The sequence below is a fragment of the Janthinobacterium sp. 1_2014MBL_MicDiv genome (genome assembly GCF_001865675.1).
Taxonomy (GTDB): domain Bacteria; phylum Pseudomonadota; class Gammaproteobacteria; order Burkholderiales; family Burkholderiaceae_D; genus Janthinobacterium.
In genome coordinates this window covers 1,969,841-1,988,438 of the sequence record NZ_CP011319.1, presented here as the reverse complement: position 1 = coordinate 1,988,438, position 18,598 = coordinate 1,969,841, and the positions used below count along the sequence as shown (strand labels likewise).

General features: G+C 66.7%; 16 protein-coding genes. 4 read left to right on the top strand and 12 right to left on the bottom strand.

The features are described from left to right. Positions 1-150: 150 nt before the first annotated feature. From YQ44_RS08840 to YQ44_RS08830, 3 genes are all read right to left on the bottom strand, one after another. Positions 151-2,355 (bottom strand): EAL domain-containing response regulator, encoded by a 2,205-nt coding sequence (locus YQ44_RS08840; protein ID WP_071323059.1) that lies wholly within the window; start codon positions 2,353-2,355, stop codon positions 151-153. A 174-nt stretch (positions 2,356-2,529) separates the two neighbouring features. After that, entirely contained in the window at positions 2,530-4,707 is a 2,178-nt protein-coding gene (locus YQ44_RS08835; protein ID WP_071323058.1) for a sensor histidine kinase, read from the bottom strand. Further along, on the bottom strand, positions 4,704-7,814 hold the full coding sequence (locus YQ44_RS08830; protein WP_083411717.1) for a sensor histidine kinase: 3,111 nt from the start codon (positions 7,812-7,814) through the stop codon (positions 4,704-4,706). The genes YQ44_RS08835 and YQ44_RS08830 overlap by 4 nt, the downstream gene beginning before the upstream one ends. 200 nt (positions 7,815-8,014) lie before the next feature. Here YQ44_RS08830 and YQ44_RS08825 point away from each other — a divergent pair, with 200 nt between their 5' ends. After that, positions 8,015-8,494, top strand: coding sequence for a GNAT family N-acetyltransferase (locus YQ44_RS08825; protein ID WP_071323056.1), 480 nt, complete (start codon positions 8,015-8,017; stop codon positions 8,492-8,494). A 4-nt stretch (positions 8,495-8,498) separates the two neighbouring features. On the opposite strand, the gene YQ44_RS08820 is transcribed toward YQ44_RS08825, so the two are convergent. The 6 genes from YQ44_RS08820 to YQ44_RS08795 all read right to left on the bottom strand — a co-directional run bounded on the left by YQ44_RS08820 (position 8,499) and on the right by YQ44_RS08795 (position 11,962). Continuing rightward, positions 8,499-8,678 carry a hypothetical protein gene (locus tag YQ44_RS08820; protein ID WP_071323055.1) on the bottom strand — a complete coding sequence of 60 codons (180 nt, stop codon included), beginning with the start codon at positions 8,676-8,678 and terminating at the stop codon, positions 8,499-8,501. Next, positions 8,671-9,048, bottom strand: a complete 378-nt coding sequence (locus YQ44_RS08815; protein ID WP_071323054.1) for a DUF2750 domain-containing protein — start codon at positions 9,046-9,048, stop codon at positions 8,671-8,673. The genes YQ44_RS08820 and YQ44_RS08815 overlap by 8 nt, the downstream gene beginning before the upstream one ends. After that, positions 9,038-9,298 carry a hypothetical protein gene (locus YQ44_RS08810; RefSeq protein WP_071323053.1) on the bottom strand — a complete coding sequence of 87 codons (261 nt, stop codon included), beginning with the start codon at positions 9,296-9,298 and terminating at the stop codon, positions 9,038-9,040. The genes YQ44_RS08815 and YQ44_RS08810 overlap by 11 nt, the downstream gene beginning before the upstream one ends. Position 9,299: 1 nt before the next feature. After that, a complete protein-coding gene (locus YQ44_RS08805; protein WP_156894742.1) occupies positions 9,300-9,689 on the bottom strand; it encodes an Imm1 family immunity protein in 390 nt (129 codons plus the stop codon). Beyond that, positions 9,686-11,326: a SulP family inorganic anion transporter gene (locus YQ44_RS08800; RefSeq protein ID WP_071323051.1), complete on the bottom strand. Its 1,641-nt coding sequence runs from the start codon at positions 11,324-11,326 to the stop codon at positions 9,686-9,688. The genes YQ44_RS08805 and YQ44_RS08800 overlap by 4 nt, the downstream gene beginning before the upstream one ends. A gap of 66 nt (positions 11,327-11,392) precedes the next feature. Next, positions 11,393-11,962 carry a TetR/AcrR family transcriptional regulator gene (locus tag YQ44_RS08795; RefSeq protein WP_071323050.1) on the bottom strand — a complete coding sequence of 190 codons (570 nt, stop codon included), beginning with the start codon at positions 11,960-11,962 and terminating at the stop codon, positions 11,393-11,395. 126 nt (positions 11,963-12,088) lie between these two features. On the opposite strand from YQ44_RS08795, the gene YQ44_RS08790 reads away from it, so the two are divergent. Together YQ44_RS08790 and ku are read left to right on the top strand one after the other, a co-directional pair. Next, positions 12,089-13,075 carry an SDR family oxidoreductase gene (locus YQ44_RS08790; protein WP_071323049.1) on the top strand — a complete coding sequence of 329 codons (987 nt, stop codon included), beginning with the start codon at positions 12,089-12,091 and terminating at the stop codon, positions 13,073-13,075. 3 nt (positions 13,076-13,078) lie between these two features. Further along, on the top strand, positions 13,079-13,987 hold the full coding sequence (gene ku, locus YQ44_RS08785; RefSeq protein WP_071323048.1) for a non-homologous end joining protein Ku: 909 nt from the start codon (positions 13,079-13,081) through the stop codon (positions 13,985-13,987). Between the two features lie 6 nt (positions 13,988-13,993). On the opposite strand, the gene YQ44_RS08780 is transcribed toward ku, so the two are convergent. The 3 genes from YQ44_RS08780 to ligD form a co-directional block, all read right to left on the bottom strand. Then, positions 13,994-14,908, bottom strand: a complete 915-nt coding sequence (locus YQ44_RS08780) for an NAD(P)/FAD-dependent oxidoreductase (protein ID WP_071323047.1) — start codon at positions 14,906-14,908, stop codon at positions 13,994-13,996. Positions 14,909-14,918: 10 nt separating this feature from the next. Then, positions 14,919-15,398 carry an Rrf2 family transcriptional regulator gene (locus tag YQ44_RS08775; protein ID WP_071323046.1) on the bottom strand — a complete coding sequence of 160 codons (480 nt, stop codon included), beginning with the start codon at positions 15,396-15,398 and terminating at the stop codon, positions 14,919-14,921. A gap of 66 nt (positions 15,399-15,464) precedes the next feature. Beyond that, positions 15,465-17,972 carry a DNA ligase D gene (gene ligD / locus YQ44_RS08770; RefSeq protein WP_071323045.1) on the bottom strand — a complete coding sequence of 836 codons (2,508 nt, stop codon included), beginning with the start codon at positions 17,970-17,972 and terminating at the stop codon, positions 15,465-15,467. A 211-nt stretch (positions 17,973-18,183) separates the two neighbouring features. Between ligD and YQ44_RS08765 the strand changes: the two genes are divergently transcribed. Beyond that, positions 18,184-18,492 carry a hypothetical protein gene (locus YQ44_RS08765; protein WP_071323044.1) on the top strand — a complete coding sequence of 103 codons (309 nt, stop codon included), beginning with the start codon at positions 18,184-18,186 and terminating at the stop codon, positions 18,490-18,492. Positions 18,493-18,598: the final 106 nt, after the last annotated feature.

Genomic DNA, 18,598 nt, shown 5'->3' with positions numbered 1-18,598 from the left:
CGGGGCGATCGCGTAAATAAGCAATGACCTAAGCAGGATATGTGCCAGCTTCAAGAGAAGGAATGGTGAGAATGCTGCACCGTCCTGCGGCAGCCGCACCGCAATGGTGCGGCCGGCGCACCGCGGCGCATGCAGGGCGCGGCGGCGTGCTTACGCCACGTCGAGCACGCGCCGTTCGCGCAGCAGCGCCGTGAAGGGCGCGGCGGCCAGCGGGCGGCTGAAATAATAGCCCTGCATTTCGTCGCAGCCGTGCTCCGTCAGGAAATCGACCTGCGCGCGCGTTTCCACGCCTTCGGCGATGACGCGCATGTCGAGGTTGTGCGCCAGCGAGATGACGGAGCGGGCGATGGCCGCGTCGCTGCTGCTGGTGGTGACGTCGTCGACGAAGGATTTGTCGATTTTCAGCACGTCAATGGGAAAGCGCTTCAGGTAGCCCAGGCTGGAATAGCCGGTGCCGAAATCGTCGAGCGAAATGCCGACGCCGATATCCTTCAGGCGCGTGAGGGCCGCCACGGCCTTGTCCGGATCGCCCATCACCGTGCTTTCCGTGATTTCGATGCCCAGGCAGGCCGGCGCGATGCCGTACTTGCGCAGGGTCGCCTCGACGAACGGCACCGTGCGGTCCTGCGCAAACTGCTTGCCGGACAGGTTGACGGCCACCTTGATGCTGCCCAGGCCCGCGTCGTGCCAGCTGCGGATCTGCGCGCAGACGCTTTCCAGCACCCATTCGCCGATGGCCGTGATCGAGCCGTATTCCTCGGCCAGCGCGATGAACAGGCCGGGCGGCACCTTGCCCAATACCGGATTGTCCCAGCGCAGCAGCGCTTCCGCGCCCAGCATGGCGCCCGTGCGCAGACACATCTGCGGCTGGTAGTGCACCTCGAATTCATCGCGGCCGATGGCGCCGCGCAGCTGCTGCTGCATGGCCAGGCGGGCGCGGATATCGCTGCCCATGCGCTCCGTGAAGAAGGCGTAGTGGTCGCGCCCCATTTCCTTGGCGCGCACCAGCGCCGTGTCGGCGTGGCGCAGCAGGTCGTCGAGGCTGTCGCCGTCGGCCGGACACAGGGCGATGCCGATGCTGGTGGTCAGGGCCAGGCGCTCGCCGTCGACGCTGAGCTCCCCGCGCAGGCCGGCCAGGATGGTTTGCGCCAGCGCAAGCGTACGCCCCAGCAGGGCGTCGTCCTGCAGCAGGATCTGGAATTCGTCGCCGCCCTGGCGCGCCACCGTGTCGCCTTCGCGCACGCAGCCCGTCAGGAAGCGCGCCACCACCTGCAGCGCCTTGTCGCCCACGGCCTGGCCGTGCGAGTCGTTGATGTTCTTGAAGCGGTCCAGGTCCAGGCACATCAGCACCACCTGCTGGCCGTCGCGCACGGCGTTCACGCGCGCCTGTTCGAAGCGCTCGCGCATCAGCACGCGGTTCGGCAAGCCCGTCAGCGCGTCGTGGTAGGACAGGAAATCGATCAGGTGCTGCTCGGCCTTGCGCTCGCTGATGTCGAGGAAGACGCCCACGTAATTGACGACGGCGCCGTCCGGGCCATGCACGGTGGAGACGCTGAGCAGGCAGGGATAGGTGTCGCCGCTCTTGCGCCGCGTCTGCACCTCGCCCGACCAGCAGCCGCTGCTGCGCAGTCCCTGGCGCATGGCCAGCAGCACGGCTTCGCCCGTGTACTGCGCGTGCAGGCGCATGATGTCGGTGCCCAGCACTTCCTGCGCCGTATAGCCGGTGATGCGCGTAAACGCGGGATTCGAGGTGACGATGACGCCGGCCGGATCGGTGATCAGGATGGCGTCCTGGGTGGCTTCGAAGACCTGGCCGGACAGGCGCAGCAATTCCTCGTTGGCGCGGCGGATCTGCACTTCGCGCGCCAGCGTGCTGGCCACCTGTTCCAGCTCCGCCGTGCGTTCGGCCACGCGGCGTTCCAGGTTGGCGCGCTCCTGCGCCAGCTGCAGCTGCGCCCGTCCCAGGCGCACGTGGGCGTCGGTGCGGGCGAGGATTTCCTCGGCCTGGAACGGCTTGGCGATGAAGTCGACGGCGCCCAGCGCGAAGCCGCGCACCTTGTCATCCGTATCGTACTGCGCCGACAGGAAGATCACGGGCACCTGGCGCAGCGAGGGAATCTCCTTCAGGCGGCGGCACACTTCAAAGCCGTCGAGGCCGGGCATGCGCACGTCGAGCAGGATCAGCTCCGGCGGGCGCGCCTGCGCCGTCCACAGGGCCAGTTCGCCATTCGGCGCCTGGCGCACCGCATACCCGGCGCCGCCCAGCAAGTCGCTCAACAGTTTCAGCGAAGCCGGCGTGTCTTCAACGATCAGTACTTCGCCCTTGGCGTTCACTTCCGAAAAATCGCGGTGCATGTAGCAGTTCTCTCAGCTTTGGATGAGGCGCGGCGCACTGGCGCCACACTGGACAAGACATTTCTTTGCGGTGAACTACATACCATCATCATAATCTTTATTGCAATTTAGCACCATCCACCAGCGGCACTTTGGCCGTCTTTTCAAACAATTCGATGTTGTCAGTCCACACTTTCACGGCTGCGCCGGCGCGTCCTCCGCCTCGAGCAGCGCGCACAGCTGGCGATACTCGTGCCGCTCCAGCATCGCCTGCAATGGCGCCAGCAACGGCCCCGCCGCCGCCGGCAAGGCGGCCAGCAGCTGCGCCACGCGGGCCAGGTTCAATGCACGCAGCGCCGCCAGCAAGGCGGCGCGCTCGTCCTGCGCCAGCGGCGCCAGGTCCTGCGCCCGCAGCGCCGGCCGCATGTCGGGCGCTGGCGGCTGCGGCAATGGCGCCGGCGCTGGGGCCAGCGCGACCGATGGCGCCGGAGCCGCCTGCACGGGTATGCTGAAACGGAAAGTGGCGCCCTGCCCCGGCACCGACTCCACCGTCAGCTCGCCCTGCATCAGCTGCACGAATTCGCGCGAGATGGCCAGCCCCAGGCCCGTGCCATCCTTGGCGCCCGCGCTGTCGGCCTGCACGAAGGGCTCGAAGATGCGCTGCTGGTCGTCGAGGGCGATGCCGACGCCCGTGTCGCTGACGGCGAACGACAGCCGCCATGCATCGCCGTCGAGCCGCTCGCCGCGCACGCGCAAGGTCACGCTGCCGCCGCCCGCGAACTTGACGGCGTTCGACATCAGGTTCAGCAAGACCTGGCGCAGGCGCGTCGCATCGAGCACGGCCGCCTGCGGCACGGCCACGCAATCGAGGCGCAGCGCCAGGCCCTGCTGCTCGGCGCGCATGCCCAGCATGTCCATCACTTCCTGCAGCAGCGGCGCCAGCGCCACCACTTCCGCCTGCGGCTGCAGCCGTCCCGCCTCGCCCTTCGACAGCTCGAGGATTTCATTAATCAAGGTCAATAAGTGATTGCCCGAGCGGTGGATGATGGCCAGGTTGCGCTTTTCATCGGGCTGCATGTTGGGCGAGGCGGCCATCAGGCGTGAAAAACCGATCACGGAATTCAGGGGCGTGCGCAGCTCGTGGCTCATGTTGGCGAGGAAGGTACTCTTCGCACGGTTGGCCGCCTGCGCCTGGCTGACCGCCACCGACAGCGCACCCGTGCGCTCGTCCACCAGCTCCTCCAGGTGGTGGCGGTGGCGCAGCAGTTCCAGCTCCGCCTCGCGGTGCGCCGTGATGTCGTAGTTCGAGCCGACCAGGCGCATGGGCTGGCCCGCGCCGTCGCGGAAGATCACGGCGTCGGCCTTGATGTAGCGGATGCCGCCATCGGGCCACAGGATGCGGTACTCGTGCGAAAACGCGTGACCGGACGCCAGCGCGGCGCGCAGGGCCGCCTTGGTCGCCGCCACATCCTGCGGCACCAGCGCCGCGCGCCAGATGGCCGCCGGCGGCGTGCCGCTGCCCGCATCGGCCTTGAACTGCGCGTACATCTGCTCGTCCCACTGCAGTTCATCGCCGATCACGTTCCAGTCCCAGATGCCGATGCTGGCCGCGCCCGTGGCCATCTGCACGCGCTCCTCGCTGCGCTGCAAGGCGCGGTAGCGGCTGTCGAGCAGCGCCACCATGTCGCGGATCGAGCGGTACAGGGTGCGCAGCTCGCCCGCGAACCACGCTTGCGGCGGCGTGCCGAAGGCCTCGCTCTGCCCCGCGCTGACGCCGGCCGCGTACTGGCCGATGGCGCGCAGGGGCTTGAGCATCAGGCACCACAGCACGAGCCAGATGCTGGCCACGAGGATCACGTCGAGCGCCACGATCATGGCGCCGATGGCCAGCGCGCGCTGGCGCAGCTGCGCGTGCAGCAGGGCCGGCGTGGCATACACGGCGACGCCGCCGATGACCTGTCCGGCCATCGTCACCGGACGCCTCGCCACCAGCAGGCCGGCATCGTCGGGCAGCACGGACAGGCTGTCGAAGCCGCCGTGCGCATTGCGGCGCAGGGCCAGCGCCTCCCTGCCGATGCCGGGCGTGAGCGCGCTGGCCACCAGGTCGCGCTTGCCCAGCGTGCTGCGCATGATGGCCAGCATCTGCTTTTCATCGAGGTTCCACAGCGGCAGTTCGATGGCCACGGCCAGCTGGTCGGCGCTGACGGAGAGGCTGCGGTACAGCTGCTGCCAGCGCTCCTCGCGTTCGGACTGGTAAAACAGCACGGCAAACACCAGCAGCAGCGCGGTGACGACAAAGGTCAGCGCCACGCTCACGGCCAGCACGATGGAGACGCCGCCCAGGCGCGTATTCTCGGGAGGGGACCGCGTCATGCGTCGGCCCCCTGGCGCAGGGTGGCGTCCATGGCCGGCAGGTCGGCGCACGGCGCCAGCGCCGCGCACAGCTGCTGATACTCGTGCTGCTCCAGCATGACGGCGACATGCGCGGCCAGCTGCGGCCAGCGCGTGGCCACGCCGGCCAGCACGATGGCGCTGCGGCGCAAGTCGAGCGCCTGCACCGATTCGAGCAATGCCTGCCGTTCGGCCGCGCCCAGCTGATCCAGCGCCTGCTGAAAATCAAAGGCCGCCGCCGGCGCTCCCTGCATGCCCGGCACCTGGGCGGCGGCACGCTGGAAGCGCAGGCCCAGCTGCTGCTCCAGCATGGCAAACAGGTGCTCCTGCTCGATCGGCTTGCGCAGGAAACCGTCGGCGCCGGCCGCCAGCGCCTCCTGCTTTTCTTCCTCGAAAGCGGAAGCCGTCATGATCACCAGGCGCGGCTGCGCCAGTCCCGCCTGCCCGCGCAGCCAGCGCGTCAGGGCCAGGCCATCCATGTCCGGCATGCGCCAGTCGCTGAGCACCAGGTCGTAGCGCTGCATGGCCAGCAGCGCCTGCGCCTGCGTGCCGCCCGCCGCCTCCTGCAGCAGGAAGCCCAGCGGCGCCATCAGCCCGGCCAGCAGCTTGCGGCAATTCTCGTCATCGTCGACCAGCAGCACCGTGCGCCCGCGCTGGGCCGGCGGCAGGCGCGCCACCCGTCCCGGCGCCAGCGGCGCGGCGGCGGGACGCAGCACGAGCGGCGCGCGCAGGTCGAAATGGAAGATGGAGCCTTCGCCCAGCGTCGATTCGACGCGCAGGTCGCCGCCCATCAGGCGCGCGAATTCGCGCGAAATGGTCAGGCCCAGCCCCGTGCCGGCCTGCGCCACGGCGCTGTCGGCCTGCACGAACGGCTCGAAGATGCGCTCGAGGTCTTGCTCGGCGATGCCGCTGCCCGTATCGCGCACGGCGAACGCCAGCGCCACCTGCCCATCGTCGCCGGCCGGCTGGCACGCGAGCGACAGGGTCACGCTGCCCTGCTCGATGAACTTGAGCGCGTTCGACAGCAAATTGAGGAGCACCTGGCGCAGCTTGGCGCCATCGAGATGCACCAGCGGCGGCACGTTGGAACGCTCGAGCCGCAGCGCGATGCCCTGGCTGCCCGAACGCATGCGCACCATCTCGAGCACCTCGTCGAGCAAGCCGTTCAAGTCCACGGGCCCCGCCTGCAGCTGCATGCGGCCCGCCTCGATCTTCGACAGTTCGAGGATGTCATTGATCAAGGTCAGCAAATGGTGGCCGGCGCGGTTGATGATGGCCAGGTTGTGCTTTTCTTCCTCGAACATGCTGCTTGAATCGGCCATCATCTGCGAAAAGCCGATCACGGAATTCAGGGGCGTGCGCAGCTCATGGCTCATGTTGGCCAGGAACACGCTCTTCGCGCGGTTGGCCGATTCGGCCTCGGTGACGGCGACGGACAGCGCCGCCGTGCGCTGCTGCACCAGTTCTTCCAGGTGGTCGCGGTAGCCGAGCAGCTCCTGTTCGCTGTGCTTGCGCTCGGAAATGTCGACGATGCCGCTGCGCACCAGGCGCCGCCCTTCCATCGGCAATTTCACCAGCCGCACTTCGCAGGGAAAGACGGAACCGTCGGCGCGCCGTACATGGCGCTCCACGTGGATGGGTTCGCCCAGCATGGCGCGCCGCAAATGCTCTTCCACCATCAGGCCCAAAGGCAGGCCATCGGGCTGCTCCGCGCTGTACAGGTCGAACGGCCCCTTCGCCAGCAGCTCTGCGCGAGACATGCCCAGCATGCGCTGCGCGCTGCTGTTGGCGTCGATGAAACGGTCCAGGTCCAGGTCATACACGACGATGGCTTCGGGCGCGTGCTCCACCAGGATGCGGAAGCGCTGCTCGCTTTCGCGCGCCTCGCTCTCGGCGCGGCGCAAGCGCCGGCGCTGCAGCAGCAAGGCGCTCAGCAGGCCCGCCATCACGATGAACACGGCGCCCACGGCCAGCACGGCGGCGCGGTGCTCATGCCACAGTTCGGGCGGACGGTTGACGAACAGCGCGTGCGGCGGCAGGCGGCTGATGTCGGCATCCCAGCGCTGCAGCTGCTCCCAGTCATACATGGGCACGGGATGCGCGGGCGGCAGCAAGGCGCCCGGCGCGGCAGGCGCCTTGCCCGCCAGCAGCGCCAGCGACATCTGCGCCACCTGCTGCGCGGCCCGTTCGATATGCAGGATGGAGCCGCCGAGGATGCCCTTGCCCACATTCGCGTTGTACATGCCGAAGGCCGGCACGTTCGCCAGCCGCGCCAGTTCCCCGGCAAACTGCACGGGCGTGGCGATCGCGCCGGCCGCGTCGCGGTTGACGTTGCTCACCACCAATACGGTATCGGCGGGCAGCTGCGCGACGGCCGCGCGCATCTGCGCCAGGGTCAGGCCGTCCAGATACTGCATGGCCACCTTGCCCCGCCACGCCTGCGCCGCCTGCTGCATGCTGCGCTTCAGGACCTGGTCGGCCTCGCTGGCGCCGACGGCCATGACGATGGTCCGGGTATCAGGAAACAGCGCCATCGCCTGCGCCAGGGTGCCGGGGAAATCGACATTCGCCTTTTGCTGCCAGATGACGGCAGGACTGCCCGCAGGCAAGGCCTTGCCCGAGGTATTGATCGCCAGCACGGGCACGCCGCGCGCCAGCGGCGCCAGGTCCGACACCAGATAATCGAGCGCCGGCTGCTGCATGGCGACGATCAGGTCGACCTTGCGTCCCATCATCTGGGTGTATCTTAAAAGCAACAAATCGCGCATCTCATTGCGCAATGCGGGGTCGCCCTGGGTATTCAGGTTCAGGTGCTCGACCATGATATCTTCGCTGGCCAGGCCGGCCGCCGTCATGGCGGCCACATAGGTGCGCGTGTACGATTCCACGCCGGCGCGGCCGTAATCGTAAGCATTGAGGAAGAGGATGCGCTGGCCATGGGCGGGAGCGGGAGCGGGAAGGGGCGCAGCGGCCGCGGCGACGCCGGTGGCAAGGCACAGCGCCAGCAGCAATGCGCGGCAGCAGCGGCGCGCCGCTGCCCTGCCCATTCCACCACCAGACCTCACGCCGCCCGGCACATCACGCATCATTCGCCATGCCCACGCCCGCTTTCGCCTGTCACCATGTTTCACCAATGCGCCGGCTTGCCAGCCACCGACACTTACAAAAACATGATAACGTCAACTGGATGGGCAAGTCTATTCCTTCGGGCAATCTTTTCTTGCGGGGCGGCAGTGCTGGCCACCTGCATCCGATTGCGCTAGCATGGGCCTTTGCCTGGAAAGCGTCCATGACCATCGCCCTGCGTCCCGCCCTGCCCGCCGACATGGCCGCCCTGTGGGCCCTGCGCACCGTGGCAGTGCGCGTCGGTTGCGCCGCGCACTATGCGCCCGGGAAAATTGCCGTGTGGACGGCTTCGCCCGTGCCGGACGCGTATGCAGCCATGCTGGCCGAGGGCGGCGGCATCGTCGCGATGCAGGACGAGGTCATCGCCGGCTATGCCATGCTGGACATCAATAAACATGAAGTCGATGCCGTCTTCGTCGATCCCGCCCGCGCGGGGCTGGGTATCGGCAAGCGGCTGCTGGCGGCGCTGGAGCAGCTGGCGCGCCAGCGCGGCATCGGCCGCCTGCACCTGTCCGCCTCGCTGAACGCCGTGCCGTTTTACGCTGCTGCCGGTTTTATCGCCTTGCGCGAAGAAGCGTATGCGCACCCGAGCGGCATCAGCCTGGCCAGCATGGCGATGGAAAAGGCGCTGGCGGCGGCCTGAGCCGTCAGTCTTCGCTCGCCGCCGAAGCTGCTTCGGACTCGGCCAGACAGCGCTGCAGCTTCGCGATCAGGGCGCGCACTTCATCGTCGCCCAGGTCCAGCGGGGCGCCGTGCGCGCCGACGGCGATCAGGCAGACGGCCGAGCCGTCATACCAGGCATCCAGGCGTTCATTGCGCTCACTCATATTGTTCTGCCTCCTGCTGCAAGTCCGCCAGCAAATCGCAAGGCGCCGCGACGCTGGCGCTGCCTTGCGGCACGGGAAAGAGGAAAGCCAGCTGCTCATTTTCCTGCATGCCGGGCAACCATTTGTTCAGAAAATCAGCGAACGCGATGGCGCGCGGCTGGTAAGCGGCCCAGTCGCCGCTGGCGCACGCCTGCGCAAACGCGGCTTCGGGCCAGAACGGTATCGCCACCTTGCCGTGTGCGTGCGCCGTGGCCCAGCCATCGTGATACAAACCCCAGACTTCTTGCGTATCGGCCGCCTTGCGCACGAAATAACCGTAGCGCTGCTGCGCCGGCAACCGTGCCACCTGTTTGACTTTTTCAGGATGCATGGTCGTCCCAGACCCTTAACGCCGGCCCGCACCAGCCCGTCACCATGTCGAGGGCGTCCAGTATCGCGTCTTCCAGCGGCCCCTCCTGCGTGGCGGGGCGCAGTTCCTGCAGCAGGCCGGCCACTGGCGCGGCCGTCACGCCACTGGCCTTGTAGCGCAGCAGGATGGCGCGCAGCGTGAGCAAGCCTGCCCTGGCGTCCAGCGCGGCGTACAAGTCCCTGTCGATGTCGGCGATGATGGTTTGCGGCATGTCAATCCGCCTGCCACGCGATGCTGGCGGGACGCGCACCGCCCGTCGCGACAAACTCGGCCAGCGCCCGATGGCATAGCGCCACGTCCACGCACCAGGCTTCCGGATACTCGTCCACCTGGCCATTCGCCAGCAGATAGCTGCACGCGCCGTCGGCCTCTTCGTCGCCCAGCGAATGAAAGCTCAGGTCGTCCTGGCCCGACAGGTACATCAGCCAGGCGTTGCCGCCATTGCGCAGCATGCACAGGGCCGGGCCCTGCTCCGCGTCCGCCGCCTGGGTCAGCCACAGTTCGCACTGGGCCAGGGCGCGCGCTTCCGTCAGCGCCTGTTCCAGCGCCAGGACGGTGTCGACGGCGCGCGCATCGCCGTGCAGATTCAGTTCCATCGTCATGCGTTTCCTCCACTCAGGTCGGCCGTCGCCAGCGCCGTGCTCAGATACAGTTTTCCGCTCAGGTCTTGCAGCAGACTGCTCTGGCGCAGGCGGTCCATCACGGGGCCTTTCACTTCGGCCAGGTTCAGGCTGATGCCACGCTTGCTCAGCGCGCTGTTGAGCTCGATCAAGCCCAGCAAGGCCGTGCTGTCGATCTGGTTGACGGCTGACAAGACCAGCACCAGGTGGCGTGCCGTCGGATGGCCGCGCAACTCGTCCTCCACGCGCTCCGTGACGGCTTCGACATTGCCGAAGAACAAGCCCGCGTCTATGCGCAGCAGCAAGACGTCGGGCAGGGTTTGCGCCTCGTAGCGCTCGACGTTACGGAAATGCTCGCTATTAGGAATGCGGCCCAGCACGGCGATATGGGGGCGGCTGGCACGCCAGATCAGGGTGCCCATCGACAGCAGCACGCCGATCACGACGCCCGCTTCCACGCCCAGCACCAGCACCCCGGCCGTCGTCGCCAGCAGGGCCAGCGCATCGCTGCGGTCATAGCGCCACGACAACTTCAAGGTATCCCAGTCCAGCAGGCTGGACACGGCAAAGATGATGGTGGCCGCCAGCACGGGCAACGGCAGCAGGGCCAGCCAGCCTGTGGGCGCCACCAGCGCCAGCGCCAGCAGGCCGGCCGTGATGATGCTGGCCAGCGGCGTGTTGGCGCCCGCCTGGAAATTGACGGCCGAGCGCGAAATGGACCCCGTAACGGGAAAGCCACCCGACAGTGCGCTGGCCACGTTGGCCGCGCCCAGGCCCAGCAGTTCCCGGTTCGTGTGCAGCTTTTCGCCGCGCTTTTGCGCCAGCGTCTGCGCGGCGGACATGCTCATCAAAAAGACGATGAAGGCGATCAAGAGCGCCGGCGACAGCAAGGTGCGCCAATGGGCGCCCGAGGTGGCCAAGTTCAGGCCCGGCAAGCCGCTCGGTACGTGGCCCGTCGTCTGCACGCCCATGCGGTCCAGGCCGCAATACGTGACCAGCACGATGCCGCTGATGACCAGCAGCATCGGCGCCAGGCGCGCGCCCACGTCGGCGGCGACTCTATTCAGGCCGCAGCGTTGCAGCAGGCGCGACAGATAACGTTTGGCCAGCCACAGGAACACCAGGCTGGCCAGCCCCAGCACGAGGCTGGGCGCATGCCAGTGCGGCAGGCTCGCGCCGAGCAAGGGCGTGATCTGGCCCCAGATGATCAGGATGGCGGCGCCATTGCTGAAACCGCTGATCACGGGACGCGATAAGAAGCTGGCCATGAAGCCCAGGCGCAGCACGCCGCACAGCAGCAGGACGAGGCCGCTGATGAAGGCCAGCTGGGCGGCCAGCACGATGTACAGGGAGGAACCGGGATCGGCCAAAGGCGCCAGGGCGGCGGCCGTCATCAGCGAGACGATGGCCATGGGGCCGACCGATTGCGTCATGCTGCTGCCGAAAAACGCGTACAGCACGGGCGGCAAGATGCTGGCATAGATGCCCACCACGGGCGGCAAGCCGGCCACCAGCGCGTAAGCCATGCCTTGCGGCACCATCATCATGGCCACCACGATACCAGCGGTGATGTCTCCGGCCAACAGAGGACGCCGGTATTGCCTGAGCCAGAGCAGCATGAATGATCCCGAAATCTGAAAACCGAAGCCTATCATGCGGCGCGGCCGGCTGACAGGGGCGCGTGATCAGTCCGGCAGCAATTGCGCCTTCACGGCCGCGAGGATTTCCGCCGACAGGCCGTCGTCATCGACGGAACGGGCCAGCACCATGGCACCCACCATGGCGGCAAACGTGGCGATCGCCTGCTGGCGCCGCTGCGTGGGATCGCCTTCCGGCAACAATCCTTCCAGCAGCGCGAACTGCCGCTGCGTCGCCCTGGTAAACGCGGGACGCGCGCCGGGCGACATGCGCGCCACGTCCACGCCCATGGCCGCCGCCGGGCAGCCCGTGCCGGGCTGGTCGCGGTGCTTCGTCGTCAAATAGTTGTCGATGATGGCCGGCAGCGCCTGTTTGGGGTCATGCTCGACCTTGGCTTGCCACCCTTGCAAGGATTTATCCAGCGCATGCTGGCATGCCTCGACCATCAGATCTTCCTTGGAGGCAAAATGGCCATAGAAGCCGCCATGCGTGAGGCCCGCATTCTTCATCAGGTCGGCCACGCCGATGCCATCGTAGCCCTTTTCGCGAAACAACCTGGCCGCCGTTTCAACGATGCGCTCGCGGTTCAGCGCCGCCTGTTCCCTGCTCACTTTCATGCTGCCTCCCACAATAAGGTCAATCATCATATAATTTTACGCCTGTTTGCGCCACTCTGTTAACAAGCGCACCGTATGGCGCCCCTGCCGCGCCGATACTGGACCTTCGTTTTGAGGGAGGCCAGCATGAACGAGAACAAGGACCAGTCCGCGGGCAACTTGCAGCGCACGATACAGCACGAGCAGGACCAGCGCGACGCCGCCAGGCCACCCAGGGCGGCCAACGTGGACAATAAGCAGCCCGTGCAGACGAGCAGCCGCAGCCAGCCCGGCGCGCCCCTGCCCGCCCAGCACCTGGCCAAGCCCGGCACCGAAGCGGCCATGCAGCTCAAGCCCCGTTTCCTGGCGCCCGATTATTGCGGCAGCGGCAAGCTGGCCGGCATGGTGGCCATCATCACGGGCGGCGACTCGGGCATCGGCCGCGCCGTGGCCGTGCTGTACGCGCGCGAAGGGGCCGACGTGGCCATCATCTACCTGAACGAGCACGCAGACGCCAACGAAACGAAGCGCTATGTGGAAGCGGAAGGCCAGAGCTGCCTGCTGCTCCCCGGCGACGTGCGCGACCACGGTTTTTGCCAGCAAGCCGTCAGTCAGGTGATGGAAAAGTTCAACCATATCGACGTGCTGGTGAACAACGCCGCCTTCCAGGAACACGCGGAATCCCTGCTCGACCTGAGCGAGGAGCGCTTCGACCTGACCATGAAGACCAATGTCTACGGCTACTTCCACATGGCCAAGGCCGTGCTGCCCCACTTGCAGCGGGGCGCGGCCATCATCAACACGGGTTCCGTGACGGGCTTGCAAGGCTCGAAACACTTGCTCGACTATTCCACCACCAAGGGCGCCATCCATGCGTTTACCATGGCGCTGGCCGGCAACCTGCTGGAAAAAGGCATCCGCGTCAACGCCATCGCGCCCGGCCCCGTGTGGACGCCGCTCAATCCGGCCGACAAATCGCCGGAAGAGATCCAGACATTCGGCGCGGACACGGACATGCGCCGCCCGGCCCAGCCCGAGGAACTGTCGCCCGCCTACGTCTTCCTGGCCTCGCCCGCCTGTTCCAGCTACATCACGGGCATCGTCCTGCCCGTCACCGGCAGCGTGGGGGAATAGGCGATGGCGCGCGCACTGTGGAAAGGCGCCATCAGCTTTGGCCTCGTGCATATCCCCGTCGAGCTGATTTCAGCCAGTCTCGACCATGAACTGGATCTGTCCATGCTGGACCGGCGCGACTTCGCGCCCATCGGCTACAAGCGCTACAACAAGCAGACGGGCAAGGAAGTCGAATGGGACGACATCATCAAGGGTTATGAATACAAGACGGATGAATACGTGGTGCTGTCCGAGGAAGACTTGAAGCAGGCCAACGTGAAAGCCACGCAAACCATCGACATCCTCACCTTTGTCGATGCGGCCGAAGTGCCGCTGACGTTTTATGAACACCCGTACTATCTGCTGCCCGCGAAAGGGGGCGAGAAAGTCTACGCGCTGCTGCGCGAAACCTTGCGCAAAGCCAACAAAGTGGGCATCGCCAGCGTGGTCATGCGCACCAAGCAGCACCTGTGCGCGCTCGTGTGCGTCAAGGACGCCATCGTGCTCAACACCCTGCGCTATGCCGACGAGCTGCGTCCCACGGACGACCTGGACTTGCCCGGCAGCACCCTGAAAGCGGCCGGCATCAGCGACAAGGAACTCAAGATGGCGCTATCCCTCGTCGATGGCATGAGCGAAGCCTGGGACCCGGAGCAATACCACGACAGCTACCGCGAAGACGTGCTGGCGCTGGTCAAAAAGAAAATCAAGGCGAAGCAGACCAAGACCATCACGCCGCCCGCACCCGATCCGGAGGAAGACCGCGGCAGCAATGTGATCGACCTGGTGGCCCTGCTGCAGCAAAGCCTGGGCAGGAAAGCCCCCGCCGCTGCGCGCAAAAGCGCTGCCGGCATTAGCGGGAAACGGGCGGCGCACACCGTGGCCAAGCCCGCCGCGCGCAAGCCGGCCGCGTCCCGCCGCAAGGCCGCCTGACCGGCATCAAGCCTGCCCCTCCTCCGTGATCAGCGCATGGTGGGCGCCCACGGCCGCCATCACGCCATCGGCCATGGCAAACGTGATATTGGCCATGGCGCGCGCCGCGTCGCCGGCCGCATGCACGCCCGGCACGGACGTCATCTTCATGGCGTCCACTTGCACGAGGGGCCCCATCATGCCCTCTTCCAGCACGCAACCCAGCTGCTGCGCCAGGGGACTGGCTTGCTGCACGGGTGCGGCGAGGAACAGCGCGCGCAAGGGCACCAGCCGGCCGTCGGCCAGGCGCAGGCCGTCGATGGCCGGCGCCGCCCCCTCGATGGCCGTGACGGCCACGCTCTCTATCGCCACCTTGCGCCGCGCCAGCAATTGCAGCGCTTCCCCGTCGAGCGGCGGCATGCCGGCCGTAAACAAGGTCACGTCGCCCCAGTCCGCGATCAGGCTGGCCTGGTGCACGGACGCGGGCAGCCGGCCCAGCACGCCGATGGGGCCGCCGCCGATTTCATAGCCATGGCAATACGGGCAATGCAAGACCGTCCGGCCCCAGCGTTCGGCCACGCCCGGCAGTTCGGGTAGCACGTCGCGCATGCCCGTGGCCAGGATCAGGCGCCGGCCTTCGACGCGCTTGCCATCGTCCAGCGTGACGGCGAAGGCGATCTTGCCGGAAGCAAGAGCTTCTGCCTGCCGCACCGTGCCCGATAACTGCGTCACGTTCGGGTAGGCGGCCAGCTGCACGCGCGCTTCGGCCAGGATGACGCCGCCGGGCTTGCCGTCCTGCGCCAGCACGCCGTGCGCGTGGGCGGCAAAACGGTTGCGCGGCGCGTCCGCGTCGATGACAAGGATGGGACGGCGCGTGCGCGCCAGTTGCAGCGCGGCCGACAGGCCGGCAAAGCTGCCGCCGATGATGATGACGTCAAACATGGTCGATTCCTCAGGATGGGGTGGGGGGATGGGCCAGCAAGCCTGCCGGCGGCGGCCCGCCGGCGGTGAACGGCGCGCCATTGCCTATGTCGAGCAGCAGAGCTTGCAGGCTGATCTCGCCCAGGCGCGCCACCAGCAGGGCTTCCGCTTCGAGGTAGGCGTCGGCCAGCACGCGCGTGACGGCTTGCTCGACCAGGCATTGCGCATGGGGTGCGCCGATGTCGACCTTCACGCTGAGCGTTTCCTGCAGGGCCGCGTACACGTCGCGCAGGCTGATGGCCGACAGGGGCCGCGCCAGCGACCAGCCACCGCCATGGCCGCGCAGCGAGTGCACGAGGCCGGCCTGGCGCAGGCTGGCCATGCTGCGCCGCACCACCACGGGATGCGTGTGCAGGCATTGCGCCAGGGTTTCGGACGTCATGGGTTCCACCTGCCCGGCCATGTGCAGCAGGCCATGCAGGACGGTGGAGAGGCGGCTCGGTGTCTTCATGTAACAAGTATAGTTACGAATAAAATTAAACGCAAGTAAACTGCATTTATTGCCATCCGCGCCGGGTCAAGCGTCGACGCCGAGTTTTTTCATGGCCGCGTCGAGGCCTTTCGCGCTGCGCGCATAGCCGGCCCACGGCGCATTGCCGACGTCCAGACGGCCGTGCACGTTACCGACATTCCACGCGTCGCCCGCTGTTAATGCATCGAGTTCCTCCCAGGCCAGCGGCACGGAAATGCCCAGGCCCGAGCGCGTGCGGGCCGACCACGCGCACACGGTGGTGGCGCCGCGCCCATTGCGCAGGTAATCGATGAAAATCTTGCCGACGCGGTTAGCCGGACCGCTTTTCACGACGAAGCGCTGCGGTATCAGCTGCGCCATGTGTTCGACGATCGCTTGTGAAAACCGTTTCACCGTGTCCCAATCGTGTTTCGGCCGGATCGGCACGACCACGTGCAAGCCCTTGCCGCCGCTGGTCTTCAGGAACGCGGGCAAGCCCAGCTCCGTCAGGAAGGCGTGCAGCAGCACGGCCGCTTCCCGGATGGCGGGCCAGGCCACGCCCTTGCCCGGGTCGAGGTCGAACACCAGGCGGTTCGGCGTGTCGTAGGCGCTGGCCAGCGCGTTTTGCGTGTGGAATTCCACCACATTCCATTGCGCCGCCGACAATAGGCCTTGCATGGTCGCCACTTCCAGCATGGGCGCATGTGCCGGGTCCAGCCGCGCATCGAGCTGTTTGACGCCGGGCATGCTGGACGCATCCGCATGCTTCTGGAAAAACAGCTCGCCGCCGACGCCGGCCGGCGCGCGCACCAGCGACACGGGCCGCCCGCGCAAATGCACGAGCATCAGCTTGCTGACCAGCGCGTAATAGCGCACCAGGTCGATCTTGGTGGCGCCGCTGTCCCTGTCGATCACGCGCCCGGCATGGCTGACCTTGAAGCTGGCCGGCAGCATGCCGTCCGGTTCGATATCCTGTTTCTCCTGTTTCTCCTGTTTCTCCTGCATCGCCGCCTCCTTTTTGATCCGCTGCGCCCGCTCGCGCACGATGTCGGCCGGCTTCTTGTCCAGGCGCAAACCGTGAAACACGGCATGGCGAACGGCGCCAGCGCTGGTCCATTGCGCAAAACCGACCTCGGCCACCAGTTGCGGCCGTACCCACAGCGGCTGGCGCACGCCGCCCGCCCTGCCCGCGAACGGGCTGGCATCGACGGCCAGCGCGTCGAGCCGGCGCCGCACCTCTCGCAAAGTGGCATCGTCAAAGCCGCTGCCCACATTGCCCGCGTAGCGCAACTGGCCGTGGGCGTCGTACACGCCCAGCAACAGCGAGCCGATGCCTTCGCGCGCACCCTGCGGCGCCGTATAGCCGCCGATGACGAATTCCTGGCGCAGTCCGCACTTGAGCTTGATCCAGTCGCCGGAACGGCGCGCCGCGTACGGCGAGCCGCGCCGCTTGCCGATCACGCCCTCGAGCCCCAGCTTGCAGGCATGGGCCAGCAACTCCCGCGGCCCGGCGTCGAGCGCCGCGCTGAAGCGCACCAGGGGCGAGGCCGGCAATTGCCCGAGCAACTGCTCCAGCAGCGCGCGACGCGCCTCGACGGGCTGGCCGCGCAAGTCGTGGCCGTCGAAGTACGGCACGTCGAACAGGTAATACACGATAGCGCTGGTGGCTGCCGCGTCGAAAGCGCGCTGCAGGGCACCGAAATCGGATTGGCCATCCACCCCGTTGACGACGATTTCGCCGTCATACCAGCCCGGCGGCAAGCCCAGCTTTTCCAGCGCCTGCCGCAATGCCGGCAATTTGGCCGTCCAGTCATTGCCGTTGCGCGTGATCAAATCAACATGCTTTCCATCGCAGCGGGCCAGCATGCGGTAGCCGTCGAATTTCAGCTCGAAGATCCAGTCCTGCGCATCGGGCGGCGGCGCATCGGCCAGGGTGGCGAGCTGCGGCGCCAAGGTGGCGGGCAGCGGCGCCGCAGGCGGAGCGGCGGCCTTCCGTGGCCTGGGCATGGCCTTGTTCCTGACGCTGTCGGGGAACTCGTCGACGACGGAAAATTCGACAGCCGGCCGCGCGTATGCATCTCTTTCCTTGATCAGCAGCCAGGCCGGCTGCTTTTCGCTGCGCTGGTCGCCCTTGCCCTTCATGCGCACGAGCACCCAGTTACCATGCATCTTGTGGCCGTGCAGGGTGAATTTCAGCTCGCCGGCCGCCAGCGCCTTGCGCGCGTCCGGCGTGGCCGCTTGCGGCTGCCACGTGCCCTTGTCCCATATGATGACCTTGCCAGCGCCATACTGTTTTGCGGGAATCGTGCCTTCAAAGCGCGCGTACGAAACGGGATGGTCTTCCACCTGCACCGCCATGCGCTTGTCGTGCGTGTCGTAGCTGGGGCCTTTCGGCACGGCCCAGCTTTTCATGGTGCCGTCCAGTTCCAGCCGGAAATCGTAATGCAAGCGGCTGGCCCAGTGCTTCTGGATCACGAAAGCGAGCGCCGCGCCCGCTTCCTCATCGCCGCCGGCCGGTTCCGGCGTGACGGCGAAGTTGCGCTTGGAGCGGTAGGTCTTCAAGGCGGCTTTCATGGCGAACCCATGCAATGATGATGGTCCCGAGTCTAGGCCGCAGAGGGCGGCGGCGCGGTGCGCCAGCTAACAGAGTGCCCGGGGCGGCAAATGTAAGTGTTTGTAATTACCTGAAATAGCTGTCAACGCTATTGCCCTGCGGCGCGTTTTTGCCTCAGTGACAGGGGATTGATCTCCTGAACTACAACCCCACTTCTCGAGGAACTGCACCATGAAAAAAGTAATCGCTACTCTGATCGCCGGCTTGTTCGCTACCGCAGCCTTTGCTCAAACGCCAGCCGTGCCTGCCAAGGCCGAAGCCAAGCACACCAAGGAAGTGGCTAAAGCAGAAGCCAAGGAAACCAAAGCCGTCGTCAAGGCCGACGCCAAGGAAGCCGCTGTTGCCGCCGACGCCAAGGCCGATGTAGCCAGCGCCAAGGCTGACGCCGGCGCCGCCAAGGCCAAGGCCCATCACAAAGCCAAAAAAGCGAAAGCGAAAGCCGCCGAAGAAAAAGCTGAAGCGACCGCAGCAGCCAAGTAATCCGCGCACGTTCCGCGCCACGCAAAAAGACAGCTTCGGCTGTCTTTTTGCATTTTCATGCCCATATTTTGCATCAACGGTGCTTAATTCACGCGATTGTAAGAAA